The organism is Pseudarthrobacter defluvii, from assembly GCF_030816725.1.
Taxonomy (GTDB): Bacteria; Actinomycetota; Actinomycetes; order Actinomycetales; family Micrococcaceae; genus Arthrobacter; species Arthrobacter defluvii_A.
The window spans coordinates 1628034-1647622 of the sequence record NZ_JAUSYG010000001.1 but is presented as its reverse complement, the minus strand read 5'-3'; the positions used below and the strand labels follow the sequence as shown (position 1 = coordinate 1647622).

General features: G+C 66.5%; 22 protein-coding genes and 1 riboswitch. Of the genes, 3 read left to right on the top strand and 19 right to left on the bottom strand.

Annotated elements, in window-relative coordinates; translation table 11 throughout:
- The first annotated feature begins 32 nt into the window (after window positions 1-32).
- Both QF031_RS07670 and QF031_RS07665 read left to right on the top strand, forming a co-directional pair.
- Window positions 33-278 carry an acyl carrier protein gene (locus QF031_RS07670; protein ID WP_009359314.1) on the top strand — a complete coding sequence of 82 codons (246 nt, stop codon included), beginning with the start codon at window positions 33-35 and terminating at the stop codon, window positions 276-278.
- Between the two features lie 175 nt (window positions 279-453).
- Window positions 454-1689: a beta-ketoacyl-[acyl-carrier-protein] synthase family protein gene (locus tag QF031_RS07665; protein ID WP_307426176.1), complete on the top strand. Its 1236-nt coding sequence runs from the start codon at window positions 454-456 to the stop codon at window positions 1687-1689.
- Between the two features lie 110 nt (window positions 1690-1799).
- Here QF031_RS07665 and QF031_RS07660 read toward each other — a convergent pair whose 3' ends face one another.
- From QF031_RS07660 to QF031_RS07580, 17 genes are all read right to left on the bottom strand, one after another.
- Window positions 1800-2303, bottom strand: coding sequence for a DUF3145 domain-containing protein (locus QF031_RS07660; protein WP_307426174.1), 504 nt, complete (start codon window positions 2301-2303; stop codon window positions 1800-1802).
- Window positions 2304-2544: 241 nt separating this feature from the next.
- On the bottom strand, window positions 2545-3471 hold the full coding sequence (locus QF031_RS07655; RefSeq protein WP_307426170.1) for a tyrosine recombinase XerC: 927 nt from the start codon (window positions 3469-3471) through the stop codon (window positions 2545-2547).
- A gap of 46 nt (window positions 3472-3517) precedes the next feature.
- Entirely contained in the window at window positions 3518-4654 is a 1137-nt protein-coding gene (gene dprA / locus QF031_RS07650) for a DNA-processing protein DprA (RefSeq protein ID WP_307433219.1), read from the bottom strand.
- A gap of 125 nt (window positions 4655-4779) precedes the next feature.
- On the bottom strand, window positions 4780-6321 hold the full coding sequence (locus QF031_RS07645; protein WP_307426167.1) for a YifB family Mg chelatase-like AAA ATPase: 1542 nt from the start codon (window positions 6319-6321) through the stop codon (window positions 4780-4782).
- A complete protein-coding gene (locus QF031_RS07640; RefSeq protein WP_307426165.1) occupies window positions 6321-6677 on the bottom strand; it encodes a YraN family protein in 357 nt (118 codons plus the stop codon). The genes QF031_RS07645 and QF031_RS07640 overlap by 1 nt, the downstream gene beginning before the upstream one ends.
- A gap of 110 nt (window positions 6678-6787) precedes the next feature.
- Complete coding sequence (locus QF031_RS07635) at window positions 6788-7114, bottom strand: DUF2469 domain-containing protein (RefSeq protein WP_056335405.1); 327 nt, start codon at window positions 7112-7114, stop codon at window positions 6788-6790.
- A gap of 49 nt (window positions 7115-7163) precedes the next feature.
- Window positions 7164-7985 (bottom strand): ribonuclease HII, encoded by an 822-nt coding sequence (locus QF031_RS07630; RefSeq protein ID WP_307426163.1) that lies wholly within the window; start codon window positions 7983-7985, stop codon window positions 7164-7166.
- A gap of 2 nt (window positions 7986-7987) precedes the next feature.
- A complete protein-coding gene (gene lepB / locus QF031_RS07625) occupies window positions 7988-8815 on the bottom strand; it encodes a signal peptidase I (protein ID WP_307426161.1) in 828 nt (275 codons plus the stop codon).
- A complete protein-coding gene (lepB, locus tag QF031_RS07620; protein ID WP_307426158.1) occupies window positions 8816-9493 on the bottom strand; it encodes a signal peptidase I in 678 nt (225 codons plus the stop codon).
- Between the two features lie 85 nt (window positions 9494-9578).
- Window positions 9579-9938 (bottom strand): 50S ribosomal protein L19, encoded by a 360-nt coding sequence (gene rplS / locus QF031_RS07615; RefSeq protein ID WP_307426156.1) that lies wholly within the window; start codon window positions 9936-9938, stop codon window positions 9579-9581.
- A gap of 236 nt (window positions 9939-10174) precedes the next feature.
- Complete coding sequence (gene trmD / locus QF031_RS07610; protein WP_307426153.1) at window positions 10175-10984, bottom strand: tRNA (guanosine(37)-N1)-methyltransferase TrmD; 810 nt, start codon at window positions 10982-10984, stop codon at window positions 10175-10177.
- A complete protein-coding gene (rimM, locus tag QF031_RS07605; protein WP_307426151.1) occupies window positions 10985-11533 on the bottom strand; it encodes a ribosome maturation factor RimM in 549 nt (182 codons plus the stop codon).
- A 101-nt stretch (window positions 11534-11634) separates the two neighbouring features.
- Entirely contained in the window at window positions 11635-11877 is a 243-nt protein-coding gene (locus QF031_RS07600) for an RNA-binding protein (RefSeq protein ID WP_018759999.1), read from the bottom strand.
- A gap of 1 nt (window position 11878) precedes the next feature.
- Entirely contained in the window at window positions 11879-12301 is a 423-nt protein-coding gene (gene rpsP / locus QF031_RS07595; RefSeq protein ID WP_056335390.1) for a 30S ribosomal protein S16, read from the bottom strand.
- 170 nt (window positions 12302-12471) lie between these two features.
- Window positions 12472-12927: a hypothetical protein gene (locus tag QF031_RS07590; RefSeq protein ID WP_307426147.1), complete on the bottom strand. Its 456-nt coding sequence runs from the start codon at window positions 12925-12927 to the stop codon at window positions 12472-12474.
- A gap of 143 nt (window positions 12928-13070) precedes the next feature.
- Window positions 13071-13946, bottom strand: a complete 876-nt coding sequence (locus tag QF031_RS07585; RefSeq protein ID WP_307426145.1) for a VOC family protein — start codon at window positions 13944-13946, stop codon at window positions 13071-13073.
- 87 nt (window positions 13947-14033) lie between these two features.
- Window positions 14034-15116: an amidohydrolase family protein gene (locus tag QF031_RS07580; protein ID WP_307426142.1), complete on the bottom strand. Its 1083-nt coding sequence runs from the start codon at window positions 15114-15116 to the stop codon at window positions 14034-14036.
- Window positions 15117-15193: 77 nt separating this feature from the next.
- Window positions 15194-15301: riboswitch (TPP riboswitch) on the top strand.
- On the opposite strand from QF031_RS07580, the gene thiC reads away from it, so the two are divergent.
- On the top strand, window positions 15297-17126 hold the full coding sequence (thiC, locus tag QF031_RS07575; protein WP_307426140.1) for a phosphomethylpyrimidine synthase ThiC: 1830 nt from the start codon (window positions 15297-15299) through the stop codon (window positions 17124-17126). Its footprint overlaps the riboswitch before it by 5 nt.
- Here the strand turns inward: thiC and QF031_RS07570 are convergent.
- Together QF031_RS07570 and ffh are read right to left on the bottom strand one after the other, a co-directional pair.
- Window positions 17123-17857, bottom strand: coding sequence for an alpha/beta hydrolase (locus QF031_RS07570; RefSeq protein ID WP_307426138.1), 735 nt, complete (start codon window positions 17855-17857; stop codon window positions 17123-17125). The genes thiC and QF031_RS07570 overlap by 4 nt on opposite strands.
- A gap of 103 nt (window positions 17858-17960) precedes the next feature.
- Window positions 17961-19544, bottom strand: coding sequence for a signal recognition particle protein (gene ffh / locus QF031_RS07565; RefSeq protein ID WP_307426137.1), 1584 nt, complete (start codon window positions 19542-19544; stop codon window positions 17961-17963).
- Window positions 19545-19589 lie beyond the last annotated feature (45 nt).

Genomic DNA, 19589 nt, shown 5'->3' with positions numbered 1-19589 from the left:
CCCTGCCGGCAATACAAGAAAAGGAGCCACCAATGGCTAGCAACGAAGAGATCCTGGCCGGCTTGGCTGAAATCGTCAACGAGGAAACCGGCCTGGCCCCGGAGGCCGTCGAGCTGGACAAGTCCTTCACCGAGGACCTGGACATCGACTCCATTTCCATGATGACCATCGTGGTGAACGCCGAGGAAAAGTTCGGCGTCCGCATCCCGGACGAAGAGGTCAAGAACCTCAAGACTGTTGGCGACGCCGTCAGCTTCATCGCCGGAGCACAGGCCTAGTCACGGGCTTTTCGCCGTCTCACGGCATGGCAGGGCTGCCGGTCCGGATTGACCGGACCGGCAGCCCGCCGCATTTACCCGGCACAGAACCCGCAACGGGACTGGCCGAACATCAATACGTGCGGGACCCTGCGATCTACGCAGGCGGATTCCCCACCGACGAAAGAGTGATCCCATGACACGCAAAGTAGTCATTACCGGTCTGGGTGCCACCACGCCCATCGGCGGCGATGTACCCACCATGTGGAACAACGCCCTCAAAGGGGTCTCCGGTGCCCGCACCCTGGAGGACGACTGGGTAGCCAAGTACGAACTCCCCGTCCACTTCGCCGCCCGGTGCAGCACGCCTGCCCTTGACGTGCTCAGCCGTGTAGAGGCCAAGCGGATGGACCCCTCCACCCAGTTCGGGGTCATCGCTGCCCGCGAGGCGTGGGCTGATTCCGGTATCACCGAATTCGACCAGGACCGGCTTGCTGTCGCCTTTGCCACCGGCATTGGTGGTGTCTGGACCCTGCTGGACGCCTGGGACACCCTGAAGGAAAAGGGCCCGCGCCGGGTCCTGCCCATGACTGTTCCCATGCTGATGCCCAACGGTGTGGCCGCGGCCGTCAGCCTGGACCTTGGCGCCCGTGCCGGCGCCCACACCCCCGTCTCTGCCTGCGCCTCCGGCACCGAAGCCATGCATCTTGGCCTGGAACTCATCCGCTCCGGCAAGGCAGACGTAGTGATGTGCGGTGGGGCCGAAGCGGCCATCCACCCCATGCCGCTGGCAGCCTTCGCCTCCATGCAGGCATTGTCCCGCCGGAACGACGACCCCCAGGGGGCCTCCCGCCCGTACGACACCGGACGTGATGGCTTTGTCATGGGTGAAGGCGCCGGTGCCCTGGTCCTCGAAGCTGAGGAGCACGCCCTGGCCCGCGGTGCCCGCATCTACGGCGAACTCGCCGGAACCTCGGTCACCGCGGACGCCTACCACATCACCGCCCCGGACCCGCAAGGGCTCGGAGCAACCCGTGCGCTGAAGGCTGCCATGTTTGACGGGCGGATCCACCCTGAAGACGTGGTGCACGTCAACGCGCACGCCACCTCCACTCCGGTCGGGGACAAGCCCGAGTACACCGCACTGCGTGCCGCCCTTGGCACGCACGTGGACAATGTGGCCGTCTCCGCCACCAAGTCGCAGATGGGCCACCTCCTGGGCGCTTCCGGTGCCGTGGAGGCTGTCCTCACGGTCCTGGCCGTCCACGAACGCAAGGCGCCGGTCACCATCAACCTCGAAAACCAGGACCCGGAGATTCCGCTGGACGTTGTCACCTCCGCCCGCGACCTGCCCGCGGGAAACATCGTGGCGCTGAGCAACTCATTCGGTTTCGGCGGCCACAACGCCGTGGTGGCCATTCGCAGCGTCTAGCCGCTGCAGGTACCTGTCCCTGATACAAAAGGAGGCCCCGCCGGCTGGCGGGGCCTCCTTCGTGCTATGGGGGTATTACTGGGTTGCGTTGCAGGAACGTACGACGGCGGTCAGCCCACCTGGTGGAGCCAGCGGACGGGAGCGCCTTCCGCTGCGTGCCGGAACGGCTCGAGTTCTTCGTCCCAGGCTTCGCCCAGGGCAAGGGACAGTTCGTGGTAGACGGCGGAGGGGTCACCGGCACCGGACTCGTAGGCGTACCGAATGCGGTCCTCGGACACCATGATGTTGCCGTGCACGTCGGTGACCGCATGGAAGATCCCCAGCTCGGGGGTATGGGACCAGCGGCCGCCGTCCACGCCCTGGCTGGGCTCCTCAGTCACCTCATACCGAAGATGCGCCCAGCCACGGAGGCAGGACGCCAGTTTGGCTCCCGTGCCGGGGGTACCGGTCCAGGACAACTCGGCCCGGAACATGCCGGGCGCGGCAGGCTGCGGGGTCCACTCAAGGTCCGTCCGCTTGTCCACCACAGCGCCAACCGCCCACTCAACGTGGGGGCACAGCGCCGTAGGGGCCGAGTGAACGAACAGCACACCGCGGGTCATTGCAACAGACATTCCATCCTCCATAGCTATAGGTACGTCTTCCCCAACGACCTCTGCCTGGATGGAACTGCCGTGCCCTGCTCTGCGGCGGTGGTTCCCTGCGCGTATTCAGATGTATCACATAAAGCTGAGTCCGGACTTGCCGCGCCGCACAAAGCTCAGGGAGCTTCAAGCGACACTTGAAAGTTGCCGGACGTGACTCTTATTGTGCCGTACCCCGCAGAATTACGCCAGTGCGATTAGCCACACCGGGTCAGGCCCTTGGATGCGCCTGCTGATAGCTCTTCCGAAGGCGGTCAACCGAGACGTGGGTGTAGATCTGGGTGGTCGCCAGGCTGCTGTGGCCCAGGATCTCCTGCACCGCGCGCAGGTCCGCGCCCCCATCAAGCAGATGCGTGGCGGCAGAGTGCCGGAGCGCGTGGGGTCCCGTCGCAGAGGTGTCGCCCAGTGCTTCAAAGAGCATGCTGACGAGGGCGCGCACCTGGCGCTGGTCAACCCTTCCACCGCGGGCCCCCAGGAAAAGCGCGGGACCGCTGGTGTCCTTGGCCAGGACAGGGCGCCCCCGCCGGAGCCAGTCGTCAAGGGCCAGGGCTGCGGGAACTCCAAACGGGACAGTACGTTCCTTGTTGCCCTTGCCGATGACCCGCAGCGTCCGCCGGTCTGGATCCAGGTCATCGACATCAAGGCCGGCAAGCTCGCCTACCCGGATACCCGTGGCGTAGAGGAGTTCGACCATGGCCCGGTTCCGTACGGCAAGGGGTTCGCCCTCCACGGCGGAGATTTCGAGCCGCTCCAGGATACGCGTCAACTGGGAGGCCTGCAGGACGCCCGGCAGGGATTCCTCGCGTTTGGGAGCCTTCAGCCGCAGCGCAGGATCCGCATCGATGAGTTCTTCCCGCAGCGCCCAGGCAGTGAAGGTCCGGGCCGTGGCAGACCGGCGGGCAAGGGTGGCCCGCGAGGCACCGGAAGAGCTTTGACTGCCCAGCCAGCGGCGGAACGTACCCAGTTCAAGGTCCTTCAGCCCTGCCACGCCTTCCGATGCCGCATGCGAGAGGAGGCTGCGCAGGTCGCCCAGGTAGGCGCGCCTCGTGTGGGTCGAAACCCCACGTTCCCCCGACAAATACCCGGCAAAGCCGTCCAGGGCCTTGCCGAGTTCCACTGGCAGTTCGTCATTGTCCACTCCCCTACTGTCCCAGTTGCACGGCCTGCACTGCAGGCCGACACGGTCATCCCTTGCCGCGTTTCCAGCCGCCCCGCTCGGACAACGCGAGTCCCAGCAGGCCCAGCCTGCCCAGCCCTGCCCGCACCGATTCCTGGCTTAGCCCCGCCACGGCGGAGAGCTTCTCCACGGAGGTCGTGGAACGCAGCGGCAGCGCATCCAGCAGGATCAGGTCCTCCAGGGTCAGTCCGTCCTGTACTGCAGCTTCCGCAGACCGCTGGTCGGGCAGGGCTGTTCCGCTGGGCGACGCCAGTTCGGCCACCTCCGCCGCGTCCGTGACGCAGACTGCTCCCCCGTCCCGGAGGAGACGGTGGCAGCCGGCGGAGTTGGCGCTGTGGACCGATCCGGGAACGGCACCTACTGCCCGGCCGAGGGTCTCGGCATGGTGGGCAGTGTTGAGTGCCCCTGAGCGCCAGCGCGCCTCCACCACTACGGTCACAGCGGAAAGGGCTGCAATGAGGCGGTTCCGTTGCAGGAACCGGTAGCGGGTCGGCGCCGATCCAGGCGGCACCTCGGCCAGTACCGCGCCCTGGTTGGCCACGGAGCGCAGCAGATCATCGTTGCCTGATGGATAGAAGCGGTCCACTCCCCCGGCCATGACGGCGATGGTAGGGACTGCGGAGGTACCGCCGGCAAGGGCTGCGCGGTGCGCGTGGGCATCGATCCCGTAAGCTCCGCCCGAGACAACCGTAAAGCCTCGCTGCGCCAGCGAGTACGCAAGGTCCCCTGTCACCGCTGCTCCGTAGCTTGTGCTGTCCCTGGATCCCACCAAGGCAACGCATTTGTCCACGGGTGGCAGCGGCTGCTCCTCCCCCCGCCACCAAAGGCAGATGGGCTCCTGGATTCCCAGGTCCGCGAGCTGGGCCGGCCACAGTTCATCGCCGGGAATAATGAGGCGGCCTCCAAGGCGGGCCATGGTGGCAAGGTCGCGCTCGGGCGCCAGGTCCGGCACCCGCGGCTGCCAGCGCTTCAGCGCAGCGGCCAGTCCCGCCCAGCTGCTGGACACGCCGTTGTCTGCCAACAGCGCGGTGATCTCGCGCTCCAGGTGGGGCCCGGCCGCCATCTGCCCGGTGGCGACGCCCAGGGCGTCGACTGCCCCCGCAACCTGGACGAGGGCAAGGCCCGCCGCGTCCTGCGGCTCCATCAGCCGTGAAAGGGCTGCCCGGGCCAACCGTTCCGTGTCCTTGTTCGGCGTCTTCTCCACGGCCTGTTTCTCCTTCACGACCAGATCCTTTTCCACAACCACCTGGTTCCGTTCCGTTTGATTTCTCATGCCGCCGCAGCCGCCTGCCGGAGGCCCAGCGCCTGCCCGATGTCGTTTGTGTCCGGCTTGTCCCGGTGCCCCAGATCCGCCAAGGTCCAGGCCAGCCGCAGCACGCGGTCATACCCGCGGGCGGTCAGCACGCCGCGCTCCAGTGACTGGTCCAGGATCCGGGTGGCAGCCGGGGGAAGCCGGAGTTCACCGCGCAGGACCCGCCCCGGCACCTGCGAGTTCGTCTCCAGGCCGAAGCAGTGCAGGCGTTCGGCCTGCCTGGCACGGGCGTCCAGCACCCGGCCTGCTATGGATGCGGTGTCCTCTTCTGCACCGGCTTGTCCGAATTCGGCCAGCGATACCCGTTCCACCTGCAGCTGGATGTCCACCCGGTCCAGCAGGGGTCCGGACATCCTGGCGAGGTACCGGCGGCGCATCATGGGCGTACAGGTGCAGTCCAGACCCTTGCCCGATGCCTTGCCGCAGGGGCAGGGATTGGCGGCGAGCACCAGCTGGAACCGGGCCGGATAGGCTGCCGTCCCGGCAGACCGGTGGATCACCAGCTCGCCGCTCTCCAACGGCTGCCGCAGGGCATCCAGGACGCGCCGTTCGTATTCAGGCGCCTCGTCAAGGAAGAGCACGCCGCGGTGTGCCCTGGAAGCAGCGCCTGGCCTGGGCAGGCCCGAGCCGCCGCCGATGATGGCTGCAGCGGTGGCTGAATGATGGGGGTTCTCGAAGGGCGGCCGGCGCAGGAGCTGCACCGAAGAGGCCGGCAGGCCGCACAGCGAGTGGATGGCCGTGACCTCCATGGACTCATGGTCGCCAAGATCCGGCAGCAGTCCGGGCAGCCGCTCTGCCAGCATGGTCTTGCCCGCGCCCGGGGGCCCCGTGAGGAGCAGATGGTGGGCCCCTGCGGCTGCGACTTCCAATGCCCTGCGGGCGTCGCCCTGGCCTGAGACATCTGCCATGTCCGGACACGGCCCGGGCGATGGCGGCACGTCCGCGTCATCATCGACGTCGTCCGGTTCGAAATCCAGGGCGAGTTCCTGGGGATCAGCCCCGAAGTCCAAGGCCAGCCGGGCGAGCGTGCGGTATCCGCGGACCTCGGCGCCCGGGACAAGGGAAGCCTCTGCAAGGTTGGCCTGTGCCACCACGATCTCCGGGTAGCCGGCCTGGACTGAGGCCATGACTGCAGGCAGGATGCCCCGGACGGGGCGCAGCCTTCCATCGAGTCCCAATTCAGCGATGAAAACGGTGCGTCCGGTGGGCTTGATGTCATTCGCTGCCCGGAGCACAGCCATGGTCACCGCGAGGTCGAAACCGGAGCCTCGCTTGGGCAGCGAGGCCGGAATGAGGTTGGCGGTGATCTTCCGGCGGCTGAGCGGGATGCCGGAGTTCTTAGCCGCTGAGCGGATGCGCTCCCTGGCCTCGTTCAGCGAAGCATCCGGCAGGCCCAGGATGACGAAGGCCGGCAGGGTCTGGCCGATATCCGCCTCAACTTCAACCATGTAGCCATTGAGTCCCACCAGCGCGATGGAGTACGTGCGGCCGAGCGCCATCACCCCACGCCCTTGAGGTGTTCCACCACCGGTTCCCCGCCGCCGTCGTCCACCACGGCGATGACGTCCACGCGGCGCAGCGGCATGCGCAGTTCCCGGTCGCGGCACCATGCGGCGCCCAGGCGGTGCAGCCGTGCCAGCTTTTCCGGGCCCACCGCCTCGAACGGGTGGCCATAGTCCAGGGAGCGGCGGGTTTTGACTTCGGCGATGACCAGTGCGTCACCATCGAGGGCGACGATGTCGATCTCACCCTCAGCGCACCGCCAGTTGCGCTCCACCACCAGCATGCCCAAAGCTTCAAGGAAGCATGCGGCGAGGTCCTCGCCGCGCCTGCCCAACAGGTCTTTCGATTTCATGTCTACCTCCGCAACCAGCCTGGCGGCGGAGGTCCACAGAGGACAGAAGGCCCCTGCCCTATGTGGACAGGAGCCTTCTGTGGAGGGGAAGTCCGGTTCCCCCGGGGATGCTAGTTCCCCAGGTCCACGTCCTTGGGCAGCGCCAGTTCCTCGTTGCGGGGCAGTTCCTCGACGTTGACGTCCTTGAAGGTCAGGACCCTCACGCTTTTGACGAACCGGGCCGAGCGGTAAACGTCCCATACCCAGGCATCCTGGAGGGTCAGGTCGAAGTAGACCTCGCCGTCAGCGCTGCGGGCCTGGAGGTCCACGTGGTTGGCCAGGTAAAAGCGGCGCTCGGTCTCGACAACGTAGCTGAACAGGCCGACGACGTCGCGGTATTCACGATAGAGCTGAAGCTCCATGTCTGTTTCATAGTTCTCAAGATCTTCAGCACTCATGCTTCCATCTTGCACCATGTCCGGCACGGCTGGCGCCGGACGGCGGGCGTCAGTCGTCGTACGGCCCGTCCCCGTCAGGGGCCTGAGCGCCCTGCAGCTCCCCGCCCAGCAGCCGCCAGCTGACCCGGTGGTAGGCCGTGGGGCCGGCAGCGCGGAGCACGTTCCGGTGGGCCGCGGTAGCGTACCCCTTGTTGATGTCCCAGCCGTAATCGGGATATTCGGTGTGCAGTTCCCGCATCAGCCGGTCCCGCTCCACCTTGGCGATGACACTGGCGGCCGCCACGCTGAGGCACTGCATGTCCGCTTTGACCTTTGTGTGGACCGGCGCCTCGCACCCAGCCTCCAGCACGGGCTGGTCAAACAGGGACAGCTGCTCCGCCGGGGAGAGCCAGTTGTGGCTCCCGTCCAGCAGCACGGCCTCGGGGGTGATTCCGGCGCCCACGATGCTTCCCCAGGCCCGGGTTCCTGCCAGCCGCAGGGCGGCGATGATGCCGAGCGAGTCGATTTCGCCCGCGCTGGCGTGTCCCACCGCAGAGGCAACGCACCAGCGCCGCACCAGGGGTTCAAGCCGTTCACGCTCCGCGGGGCTGAGCAGCTTGCTGTCCCGCACGCCTGCCAGCGGTTTCTGGCGTTCCAGGTCAACGACGGCGATTCCCACACTGACAGGGCCGGCGAGGGCACCGCGGCCCACCTCATCGACGCCGGCCAGGAACCGTACGCCCTGGGCCTTGAAGGTCCGTTCATGCCGCAAAGTGGGCGCCTTGGCACCGCGTGCGGGCGGCTTGGAGCCGGCACGCGTCTTCGCTGGCCGGGGAGCCTGCGCTGGCCGGGGAGCCTGCACGTCCGGGGACGCCTGAACTGCCGGGGACATGGTCAGTGCGCCGCCGGGACGTTCTTGAACACGTCCGGGTAGTTGTCCAGGGTCTTGATCCTGTTCAGCGGCCAGGCGATGACGGCGGCTTTGCCTTCGAGGTCCTTGAGGTCGATGAATCCGCCGTCCGTCTCCATGTGCGCACGGGAATCCGCGGAGTGGTTCCGGTTGTCACCCATCACCCACACCTTGCCTTCCGGGACGGTGACGTCAAAGTTGCGGACCTGCGGGACCTCGGCGGGGTTGATGTAGGCCTCGTCGATGGCGGTCCCGTTAATGGTCAGTTTACCGCCGGCGTCACAGCAGACCACGTGATCCCCCGGCAGCCCGATGACCCGTTTGACCAGGTGCTGCTCCGAGTTGTCCGGCAGGAGGCCAACAAACGTCAGGCCGTCCTGGACCCAGGTGAACGGCCCCTCCGTCTTGGCCGGGGCCGGCGGCAGCCAGCCCTTGGTGTCACGGAAGACCACAACGTCCCCGCGGCTGAGCGCAAACGGTTCGGGAACCAGGAGGTTAACGAAGATCCGGTCGTCCACATCGAGGGTGTTCACCATGGATTCGGAGGGGATGAAGAAGGCCCGGAACAGGAAGGTCTTGATGAGGAAGGACAGCACCACCGCAATGACCACTACTGTGGCGATTTCCTTCAGCCAGCCCAGCAAGGGATTGCCGGCCGGCTTGACCGCACCCTTCGACCCTGCCCGGTTCCGCCGGTTGGGGGGTGCTGCCGCTTCCGTGCCGTCACCCGGCGCGGAGGAAGTTGGAACGGCCGGCGTCTGGGAAACGCCGTCATGGCGCGGTTCGGGTTTCCGCGCGTGGTTCTCGGGCATTTACCGTCCGTTCTGTGTTGTGGGCCCCGCTGCGGGCGGCCGGGCTACAGGAGCAAATCTATCAAGGGGCCAAAGGATCTGGACCGGCCGGCCAATCACCCGGTCCACCGGCACCAGCCCGCCGCCAGGGGCACCGAGGAGGCTGCGGGAGTCGGCGGACAGCGAGCGATGGTCCCCCATCAGCCACAGCCTGCCTTCGGGAACCACGGTGCTGAATTTCTGGATGCTGGGCACGTCCCCCGGGAAGACGTAGGGTTCGTCCAGGGCCACCCCGTTCACGGTGACCTTGCCGGCGGCGTCGCAGCACACCACTGTGTCGCCTGGAAGTCCGATGGCGCGTTTGACGTAGGTTGTGTCGCTGCCGGCGAGACCTAGCCATTGCAGGGCGGACGCGGCGGCATCCACCACCGGGCCTTTGCCGCTGTTGAGCGGCGCGAAGCTGCCGCGGCCGTCAAAAACCACCACGTCGCCATGCCGGATTGGTTCGGACTGGAAGTCCGTGCGCGAGACCAGGATGCGGTCCCCGCCTTGGAGGAGCGGCTCCATGGACTCCGAGGGAATGAAGTAAACGTCCAGCCACAGGGACCGGACCACCCCGCTGATGGCAAGCGCCAGGACCAGGGCAACAACAACAAAACGCCAGCCCTTTTTGCGGGGCTGGCGTTTTGTCTGGTGCATAGGTCCGTATCCTGGCGCTGGGGCATTGCTCCGGCGCTTGCCGGCTACGGCCGCGCTGCAGCCTGGCGGTAAGTCCGGGCAGGACTTACTTGGCGGAGCTGAAGTCGCGCTTTTCCTTGATCTTGGCGGCCTTACCGCGCAGTGCACGCATGTAGTACAGCTTGGCGCGGCGGACGTCACCCTTGGTGACAACCTCGATCTTTTCGATGATCGGGGAGTGCACCGGGAAGGTACGCTCCACGCCGACACCGAAGGAGACCTTGCGGACGGTGAAGGTTTCGCGCACGCCGTCGCCCTGGCGGCCCAGGACGAAGCCCTGGAAGACCTGGACACGGGTGTTCTTGCCTTCGATGATGTTCACGTGCACCTTGAGGGTGTCGCCCGCGCGGAATTCGGGAACATCGTTGCGCAGCGAGGATGCATCGACGGAATCGAGAATATGCATGATTGCACTCCTGGTGAACGCCACAGGTCATTCACTTTGGGTCACGGCAGGCAAGTCGGCCCGCTGGAAAGCAGGCCGGGCATCGCCGCCGAAGTAAAAGTGGTCCGGCCGCTTCAAGGGTTGATGGGGCCGGTTGTCAGGCTGTTGGCCGCGCTACCCCCTGTGGCAGGTGCGGACCCAGCAGACACAAGGGTTAATTTTGCCACAGCAGCAGGGTTACGCCAATTCCGCCGCCGTTATGCCTGTGCTGCGCCGGGCTCCGGGCGGCGGACCAGGCGGCCGTCCTCGACGTCGTAGCCCAGGCTGTGCAGCTCGGTGCGGTCGGCACGGGGGAGGCTGCCGGCGTCGAACCCTTCCAGCAGGTCCGGACGGCGCTCCGCGGTCCGGCGGTACTGTTCGTGGCGGCGCCACTGGGCGATCCGGCCGTGGTTGCCGCTGAGGAGCACCGGGGGCACTTCGCGGTCCCGCCAGACGGAGGGCTTGGTGTAGACCGGGTACTCCAGGAGCCCGTCGGAGTGGGATTCCTCCACCAGGGACTCGGGGTTGCCCACCACCCCCGGGAGCAGGCGGCCGATGGCCTCCACCATGGCCAGGACTGCCACCTCCCCGCCGTTGAGCACGTAGTCGCCCAGGCTGACGGGCCGGACGGTGAAGTGTTCCTGTGCCCATTCGATGACGCGTTCATCGATGCCTTCGTACCGTCCGCAGGCAAACGCCAGGTGCTGCTCCTCGGCCAGCTCGTAGGCGAGGGCCTGGGTGAACCGCTCCCCCGCCGGGGACGGAACGATCAGCACGGGTTTGCGTTCCGGGTCCGGGCGCCCGTCCGCAACGGCGGTGAGGGCCTGTGCCCAGGGTTCGGGCTTCATGACCATTCCGGCGCCGCCCCCATACGGGGTGTCGTCCACGGAGCGGTGCTTGTCGGTGGTGAAGCTGCGCAGGTCGTGGACGTGCAGGTCCAGGATCCCGTCCTGGCGTGCCTTGCCGATCAGCGAAAGTTCAAGCGGGGCAAGGTACTCGGGAAAGATGCTGACGACGTCGATCCGCATCTAGTCCCTGCCTTCCGTTTCCGGGGCGGCGGCTTCGTCGGAGTTGAGTTCGAAGAGTCCGTCCGGCGGGGTGAGGAGGATGTAGCCTTCCTCGATGTTGACCTCGGGCACGATCTGTTCCACGAACGGGATGAGGATTTCTTCGCCGCCGGGGGTGGTGATCATGAGCAGGTCCTGGACTGGCATGGTGTTCAGCGCCGTTACCTTGCCCACCACCCGGGAACCGATCCGCGCCTCCAGGCCGACGAGTTCGTGCTCGTACCAGCCCTCATCGTCGTCGTCCTCGTCAAGCTCTTCGGTTTCAATGAACAGCTTGGCTCCGCGGAGGGTCTCAGCCTGGTTGCGGTCCGCTACTTCCTCGAAGCCGAGCAGCAGGATGTCCTTGTTCCAGCGGGCACTGCTCACGGTTAGGGGGCCTGATGCCGCAGGCTCAACCACGAATTGCGTGCCGGGCACGAAACGGTCCTCCGGGGCGTCGGTCAGGACCTGTACCGTGACTTCCCCGCGAATGCCGTGCGGCTTGCCGATCCGCGCCACCTGAAGCTGCATGTGTTCCTCTGTTCCGGGTTGTGGTGTTTCTGGTGAAAGCAGTCCGGCCCCTCCACCTGGTGGTGGAGGGGCCGGAGCAAAAACTGGATGTTGCCGAGCGCTCAGCGGCGGCGGTCGGTATCGACAACGTCGACCCGTACCGGTTCGCCGCCGGCCAGTGCTGCCACCACGGTGCGCAATGCGCGGGCCGTGCGGCCCTGGCGGCCGATCACCCGTCCCAGGTCGTCCTGGTGAACGCGCACCTCGAGGGTGTCCCCGCGGCGGTTGTTCTTCGAACTGACCTTGACGTCATCCGGGGAATCGACGATTCCGCGGACCAGGTGCTCCAGCGCTTCTGCCAGCAATCTACTCAGCCTCGGTGGTCTCAGCTTCGGCGTCGGCCGGGGCCTCGGCAGCGTCAGACTTGGATGCCTTCTTGGTGATGGCTTCCGGGATGATGACCGAGCCCTTCTCGGGGGCAACGAAGGCTTCCTTCTCGACCTTGGTCTTGAGGGTGCCTTCCTGGCCCGGCAGGCCCTTGAACTTCTGCCAGTCACCGGTGATCTTCAGGATCGCAGCAACCTGCTCGGACGGCTGGGCGCCGACGGAGAGCCAGTACTGCGCACGCTCGGAGTTGACCTCGATGTATGAGGGCTCTTCGGTTGGGTGGTACTTGCCGATTTCCTCGATGGCACGGCCGTCACGCTTGGTGCGTGAGTCCGCGACGACGATGCGGTAGTACGGGGCGCGCATCTTGCCGAAGCGCTTAAGGCGAATCTTTACGGCCACTTTTGTGGTCACTCCTGTTTCAGAAAAGGGGTAAACCCGGCTTTCTGCACCCGTGGGGCGGGCCGTACTTGCGGGCTCGAAGGACAGGATCCGGACACGGAGAGAGGGGCCGCGCGAATCGAGTACCTGTTTATTGTGCCAGATGAGCGGCGTTATTTCGACTTGGCGGCTCAAGCGGACCAGACGTACAGCCCGGTCCGTTCGGAATCGTCGATTCCGGCAGCGAGTTCCGCCAGTTGCTGCACGTAGGTCCGCGCCTGTCCCGCGTTGAACGGCATATCCTCCTGGGCAGCCCACTGTTCGGCGACGTCGTCGAGGACGTTGCCCTCGCCTTCTGTTTCGTAGGTGAGCAGGTCTGCCAGGGCGCGGACCATGGCAGGCGGGACGGCAAGGAGGGAGTCGCTGGAGACGTCCACCATGGTCAGCTCATAGTCTGCCCCGCCGGCATGGACGGCGGTCCCGGCCAGGTCACCCAGTTGCTCGACCTCGAAGTCGCTGATCCCCCGGATCCGCACCCCCTGGCCGGCGGCAACGCCATCCGCCGCGGAGCCGGTTCCTTCGTCAAGGATGCCGGCGCGTTTCAGCGCTGCATCATGGGTGGCGACAAAAATCTCGGTGAAGCCCATGGCGGGTGTCCTTCTTCCGTTGGCGGAACTGCGCGCCGGGCGCTTCCTGCAGCCCGGCCGTACGCCATCAGCCTAGTGGCTGCAATGCTGCCGCTGCATGCAGTGGCCCGCTTCGCGCCGCACGCTGCCGGGCAAGCCGCCCGTCAGCGGACGGCCACCCGGATCCGGTTGCGCCACGGGTCCTCGAAGCGGAGCTCGGCACCGGTGTGGTGCGAGGGCACTCCGGCGACCTTGAGGCGGTCAGCCAGCGCGCCGACGTCGTCCCCGGCTGGGACTTCAATCAGCACTTCGCCGAGCCCCAGCGTGTCCTTGCGCGGGCCGGCGCCGCGGCTGTTCCAGACGTTCATGGCCATGTGGTGGTGATAGCGGCCGGCGGAGACGAACAGTGCCTGCCCGTGCCATCCTGCGGTCTTTTCGAAGCCGAGGGTCCCCACGTAGAAGTCCCGGGCGGTCTGGACGTCCCCCACCTGGAGGTGAACGTGCCCCACGCCCGCGGACGTCTGCCGCTGGCCTTCCAGGGATTGCTCCGTGAGGTACTGCTCAAGGTACCGCTGCGGCGGCAGGGCGAGGCTGTCCATGACAACGTCCGTCCCGTTCCAGGACCAGTTGCTGCGCGGCCGGTCCCAGTACAGCTCGATGCCGTTGCCTTCCGGGTCAGTGAAGTAGAAGGCCTCGCTCACCAGGTGGTCGGCGCTGCCGGTGAAGGACCGCGGCTCATACTGCGCCGCCGTGGCAACGGTGGCAGCCAGCGATGCCTGGTCCTCGAACAGCAGGGCAGTGTGGAACAGGCCTGCCTCTCCCCTGCCGGGAAGGTTCAGCCCCGGCGCCGGCGCCAGGTGGACCAGCGGCCTGGCAAGCCTGCCGAGGTACAGCCCGCCGTCCTGCTCAGCCACCACCTCGAGGCCCAGCGCGCGCTGGTAGTAGTCGGTCATGACCTTCATGTCGCCCACCTTGAGCATCACGGTGCCCATGGCGAGGTCGGCAGGAAGAAGATCCTGGCTGCTGGTTGCTGCGGTCATTGAAGGCTCCTTGCGTTGAAAGCCGTCCCGGTGGCGGCCTGTCACACATTAAAATTACTTGAAGCTTCAATTTATTCCAAGTCCCGGTCAGCGCATGATGCGGCCGCCCAGCACCACATGCTCCAGCGCTGTAATCGTTTCCGGCACAGCCCGTGGATCTTCCCTGAGGACAACGACGTCGGCGCGCGCGCCTTCCTCGATGCCCTCCGCTCCCAGCCAGGTGCGGGCAGCCCAGCATGCGGCATCCAGCGCTGCCTCCATGGGCAGGCCTGCAGCGTGCAGGGCGAGGATCTCGTCCGCGATCCTGCCGTGGCCAATCACGCTGCCGGCATCGGTGCCCGCATAGATGCGCACGCCTGCTTCATGGGCCTCCGCCACCCGTTCCAGCCGGCGTTCCCAGAGCGAGCGCATATGGGCGGCGTAGCGCGGGAACTTGGGATCAGCCTGTGCGGCAATGTCCGGAAAAGTCGCGATATTGATGAGGGTTGGCACGATGGGTACCCCCTGCTCGGCGAACCGGGGCAGGTGGCGGGGCAGGAGACCCGTGGCATGTTCGATGCAGTCAATGCCGGCATCGAGCATCTGGTCCAGGGTGTCCTCGGCGAAGCAGTGCGCCGTCACGCGGGCACCTTCGTCATGGGCCGCCTGGACAGCGTCACGTACGACGGCGGCAGGAAAGGAAGGCGCCAGGTCGCCGGTGCTTCGGTCAATCCAGTCCCCCACCAGTTTGACCCAGCCGTCGCCGTCCCGTGCCTGCTTGCGCACGGCCTCCACCAGGGCGTCCGGATCAACTTCCTCAGCGAAACCGCGCAGGTAACGCCGCGTCCGCGCGATGTGGCGACCGGCCCGGATCAACACGGGAAAGTCCGCGCCGCCCTGCATCCAGCGGGTGTCCGCCGGGGACCCGGCGTCGCGGACCAGCAGCGTTCCTGCCTTGAGGTCGGCCCGTGCCTGTTCCCCGGCAACACCGGGCTCCACGGCTCCGCCCGGGCCCAGCCCGATGTGGCAGTGGGCGTCCACGAAGCCCGGCAGCACCCAGCCGTCGAGTACGCGGCTGGGAGGCGTGTGCGGCGGATTGAAGGTCAGCAGGCCGTCCACGGACCACAGCCCATACCGTACCCGGTCCGGTGCAGTCAGGACGGGGCCGCTGAAGTGGATGATTTCTGCCATGGGGCTCCTTTCGATGCCCGGTCAGGCTAGCACCGCAAATATGACAAGGGTGCTCCACGGGCGTGTGGTAGCTTCGTTCCTGACCACACGGGTGCCCCTGCAGGGGCTGAGATCGGGCTGACGCAGCCTGCGACCGTTGAACCTGTCCGGGTAATGCCGGCGAAGGAAGTGAGTATTCCCTTGAGTACGCCAAACACCCAGTTGAACCCTGCCCAAATCCATGCCGACACCAGCTCCGCCGGCGGGGAATCCGGTCCCCAGGTAACCCAGTCCTTGAAGTCGCATTCGCTGGCATTCATTGAAGCTGCCGATTCCCGAATCCGTGTACCGGTGACGGAAATCGCGCTGGAGGACTCACCGAACGGCCAGCCCAACACGCCGTTCCGGACGTACCGGACCGCGGGCCCCGGAAGCGACCCCGTCCGCGGCCTGCAGCCCTTCCGCTCTGGGTGGATCGAGGCGCGAAGTGACACCGAGGCCTACCGCGGCCGGGAGCGCACCCTGCTCGACGACGGCCGCTCCGCTGTCCGCCGCGGGGCCGCCTCCGCCGAATGGAAGGGTGCGCAGCCGGTGCCCCGCCGCGCCGTCGACGGCCGGACGGTGACGCAGATGCACTATGCCCGGCAGGGCATCATCACCCAGGAAATGCGCTTCGTTGCCCTGCGCGAAAACTGCGACGTTGAACTGGTCAGGAGCGAGGTGGCGGCAGGCCGGGCCATCATTCCGAACAACATCAACCACCCCGAATCCGAGCCGATGATCATCGGCAAGGCCTTCCTGGTGAAGATCAACGCGAACATCGGCAACTCCGCCTTGACCAGTTCCATCGCGGACGAGGTGGACAAGCTGCAGTGGGCCACCCAGTGGGGCGCCGACACCGTCATGGATTTGTCCACGGGCGATGACATCCACACCACGCGGGAATGGATCATCCGCAACTCCCCCGTGCCGATCGGGACGGTGCCCATTTACCAGGCGCTGGAAAAGGTCAACGGCGAGGCCAACGCGCTCACCTGGGAGATCTTCCGCGACACCGTGATCGAACAGTGCGAGCAGGGCGTGGACTACATGACCATCCACGCCGGTGTGCTGCTGCGGTATGTCCCGCTCACGGTAAACCGGGTGACGGGCATTGTCTCGCGTGGCGGCTCCATCATGGCGGGCTGGTGCCTGGCCCACCACCAGGAGAACTTCCTGTACACGGACTTCGATGAGCTGTGTGGGATCTTCGCCAAATACGACGTCGCCTTCTCGCTGGGTGACGGCCTGCGCCCCGGTTCCACGGCCGACGCCAACGACGCCGCCCAGTTCGCCGAACTGGACACCCTGGCCGAGCTCACGCAGCGCGCCTGGGAGTACGACGTCCAGGTGATGGTGGAGGGGCCGGGCCACATACCGTTCCATCTGGTCCGCGAGAACGTTGAGCGCCAGCAGGAACTGTGCAAGGGCGCACCGTTCTACACGCTGGGACCGCTGGTGACCGATGTCGCACCCGGATACGACCACATCACCTCGGCCATCGGCGCGACGGAAATCGCCCGGTACGGCACGGCCATGCTCTGCTACGTCACCCCGAAGGAGCACCTGGGCCTGCCGAACAAGGACGACGTGAAGACGGGTGTGATCACCTACAAGATCGCCGCGCACGCCGCCGACCTCGCCAAGGGGCACCCCGGCGCACACGAACGCGATGACGCACTGTCAAAGGCCCGCTTCGAGTTCCGCTGGCGGGACCAGTTCGCGCTGTCCCTGGACCCGGTGACGGCCGAGGCGTTCCACGACGAAACCCTTCCCGCAGAACCGGCCAAGACGGCGCACTTCTGCTCCATGTGCGGGCCGAAGTTCTGCTCCATGCGGATCAGCCAGGACATCCGGGACGAGTACGGGTCGGCCGACACCCAGGCGGCCCTCACGGAGATGGCGTCCGGAATGCGGGAGAAAAGCGAGGAATTCCTGGCAGCGGGCGGCAGGGTGTACCTGCCTGAGCCGCAGGTCCACGCAGGCAGCTAGGAGGCGCGGGCCGGCTCGCTCCGGCTGACCGCTGCAATGAACTGCCGGATGGCACGGTCCCCGTCCGGCGAGTCATGGGGCCGGTGCCCGCCCGCTGCAACGCGGTGCAGGGCGCCGGTCTCCTGAAGGTATCCGGCGATCTCCTCATACAGCGGTTCCCACCCACCGGTCAGGACCAGCGTGGGCACGCCCGGAACAATGTGCAGCGGCGCCTCCCAGGACGGACCTTGCAGACGGAGCCTGCGGGCTGAACGTTTCTCCTCCGTGGTGGCGGGCTGCTGGAGGTCCGTGGCGTAGACTCGCCGGACGAATTCGCGCTGGAAATCTTCGTCGCTGAGCTGGTGGCGGACATCGAAGAGGGGCCGCATCAGATTGATGTGGGCCGCCGTCGCCGGGAGTTCCGCCGTCAGCGACAGGCAGGCCGGCTCCACCAAAGTCAGCGAAAAAACCAGGTCGGGGCGTTCCACCGCGGCCATCATGGCGGCAATTGCCCCCTGGGAATGTGCAACCACGTGCCCGCCGGCGGCGCCCCGGCCGTCGTCGGCCAGCGACCGCAGGATGATTGCCGTATCTTCGGCGAAAGAGGACTCCACCGGCTCCGCGACCGCGTCATAGCCGTGCCGGCGAAGGAACAGGGCGTCGTAGGACAGAGCCATGCCGTGCTGCCGCGGCCAGGCGGCGGCACCAAAGGTTCCGGCGCCGTGCACGAACACTACCCTCTGCTTGAACATGTCCCAACCCTATTCCACGGTGCCTGCATCCCAACGAAGAAGCGCCAGGTGTCGCCCTGGACAATCAAGACGGACACCTGGCGCTGCAGGGTGCAGGAAACTGCTACTTACCCAGGAACTTATCGAAACCCTTGGGCAGGTTCAGCTGGGACGGATCGAAGTCGCCGCCCTGCTGGCCGAACGCAGCCCCGGTGGGCAGCGCCTTGGCAGCGTTGGCGCGCCGGGCTTCGGCGTCCTTGCGCTCCTGCGCAGCCTTGGCCGGGTTGCCGGACTTCGCCTTCTTCTTGGGCGCGTTCTTGGCGTTCTTCCGCGAACCACCGCCGGCCCCGGGCAGGCCGGGCATCCCCGGCATACCGGGCATGCCGCCCTGGGCCATCTTCTTCATCATCTTCTGGGCCTGGGCAAAACGCTCCAGCAGGCCGTTCACCTCGGAGACGTGCACGCCGGAACCGCGGGCGATGCGGGCGCGCCGCGAACCGTTGATGATCTTGGGAGCCAGCCGCTCGTGGGGCGTCATGGACCGGACAATCGCCTCAACGCGGTCGATCTCCCGCTCATCGAACTGCTCCAGCTGCTGCCGGATGTTCTGGGCACCCGGCATCATCATGAGCATCTTCTTCATGGAGCCCATATTGCGGATCTGCTGCATCTGGGCCAGGAAGTCTTCAAGCGTGAAGTCTTCCTGGTCGGCGAACTTCTTCGCCATGCGGGCAGCTTCGTCTTTGTCCCAGGCCTTCTCGGCCTGCTCGATGAGCGTGAGGATGTCACCCATGTCCAGGATGCGAGAAGCCATCCGGTCAGGGTGGAACAGCTCGAAGTCGTCCAGGCCTTCACCGGTGGAGGCGAACATGACCGGCTTGCCGGTGACCGACGCGACGGACAGTGCGGCACCGCCGCGGGCGTCGCCGTCGAGCTTGGAGAGCACAATGCCGGTGAAGTTGACGCCTTCGTCGAACGCGAGGGCGGTGTTCACGGCGTCCTGGCCGATCATGGAGTCGATCACGAACAGGACTTCGTTGGGCACGATGGCGCGGCGGATCTGGCGGGCCTGCTCCATCATGTCCGCATCGACGCCGAGGCGGCCGGCGGTGTCGACGATGACGACGTCGTGCAGCTTCTGGCGCGCTTCCTCGACGCCGGCGCGGGCCACGGCCACCGGGTCACCGGCGGGCTGGTCGAGCTCGGTGGAGGTGGCTCCGGGGTGCGGGGCGAAGACGGGAACGTTGGCCCGCTGGCCCACCACCTGGAGCTGGGTGACGGCATTGGGACGCTGGAGGTCGCAGGCCACCAGGATGGGGCTGTGGCCCTGGGCCTTCAGCCACTTGGACAGCTTGCCCGCCAAGGTGGTCTTGCCCGCGCCCTGGAGGCCGGCGAGCATGATGACGGTGGGGCCGTTCTTGGCCAACCGGATCCGCCGGGTTTCGCCGCCGAGAATCTCCTGGAGTTCCTCGTTGACGATCTTGACGATCTGCTGGCTGGGGTTCAGTGCGGCCGAGACTTCGGCACCCAGGGCCCGTTCGCGGACCCGCCCGGTGAACTCGCGGACCACCGGCACGGCCACGTCGGCGTCCAAAAGGGCACGGCGGATCTCGCGGACGGTGGCATCAACATCGGCCTCCGTGAGGCGGCCCTTGCCGCGGAGATTCTTGAAGGTTGCTGTCAACCGGTCAGAGAGTGAATTGAACACGCGCCGTGAACTTCTTTCAGGAGATGATCGGGACTCAACTATCTA

Coding starts and splice junctions, on each gene's coding strand:
- QF031_RS07665 (WP_307426176.1), top strand. CDS start 454: ATGACACGCAAAGTAGTCATTACCGGTCTGGGTGCCACCACGCCCATC.
- QF031_RS07585 (WP_307426145.1), bottom strand. CDS start 13,946: ATGACCGCAGCAACCAGCAGCCAGGATCTTCTTCCTGCCGACCTCGCC.
- QF031_RS07570 (WP_307426138.1), bottom strand. CDS start 17,857: ATGTTCAAGCAGAGGGTAGTGTTCGTGCACGGCGCCGGAACCTTTGGT.
- QF031_RS07630 (WP_307426163.1), bottom strand. CDS start 7,985: ATGTCCCCGGCAGTTCAGGCGTCCCCGGACGTGCAGGCTCCCCGGCCA.
- rplS (WP_307426156.1), bottom strand. CDS start 9,938: ATGCATATTCTCGATTCCGTCGATGCATCCTCGCTGCGCAACGATGTT.
- QF031_RS07635 (WP_056335405.1), bottom strand. CDS start 7,114: ATGAGTGCTGAAGATCTTGAGAACTATGAAACAGACATGGAGCTTCAG.
- dprA (WP_307433219.1), bottom strand. CDS start 4,654: ATGGAGCCGCAGGACGCGGCGGGCCTTGCCCTCGTCCAGGTTGCGGGG.
- QF031_RS07670 (WP_009359314.1), top strand. CDS start 33: ATGGCTAGCAACGAAGAGATCCTGGCCGGCTTGGCTGAAATCGTCAAC.
- QF031_RS07580 (WP_307426142.1), bottom strand. CDS start 15,116: ATGGCAGAAATCATCCACTTCAGCGGCCCCGTCCTGACTGCACCGGAC.
- QF031_RS07640 (WP_307426165.1), bottom strand. CDS start 6,677: ATGAAATCGAAAGACCTGTTGGGCAGGCGCGGCGAGGACCTCGCCGCA.
- trmD (WP_307426153.1), bottom strand. CDS start 10,984: ATGCGGATCGACGTCGTCAGCATCTTTCCCGAGTACCTTGCCCCGCTT.
- QF031_RS07660 (WP_307426174.1), bottom strand. CDS start 2,303: ATGTCTGTTGCAATGACCCGCGGTGTGCTGTTCGTTCACTCGGCCCCT.
- lepB (WP_307426158.1), bottom strand. CDS start 9,493: ATGCACCAGACAAAACGCCAGCCCCGCAAAAAGGGCTGGCGTTTTGTT.
- rimM (WP_307426151.1), bottom strand. CDS start 11,533: ATGCAGCTTCAGGTGGCGCGGATCGGCAAGCCGCACGGCATTCGCGGG.
- QF031_RS07645 (WP_307426167.1), bottom strand. CDS start 6,321: ATGGCGCTCGGCCGCACGTACTCCATCGCGCTGGTGGGACTCAATGGC.
- QF031_RS07590 (WP_307426147.1), bottom strand. CDS start 12,927: ATGGGCTTCACCGAGATTTTTGTCGCCACCCATGATGCAGCGCTGAAA.
- lepB (WP_307426161.1), bottom strand. CDS start 8,815: ATGCCCGAGAACCACGCGCGGAAACCCGAACCGCGCCATGACGGCGTT.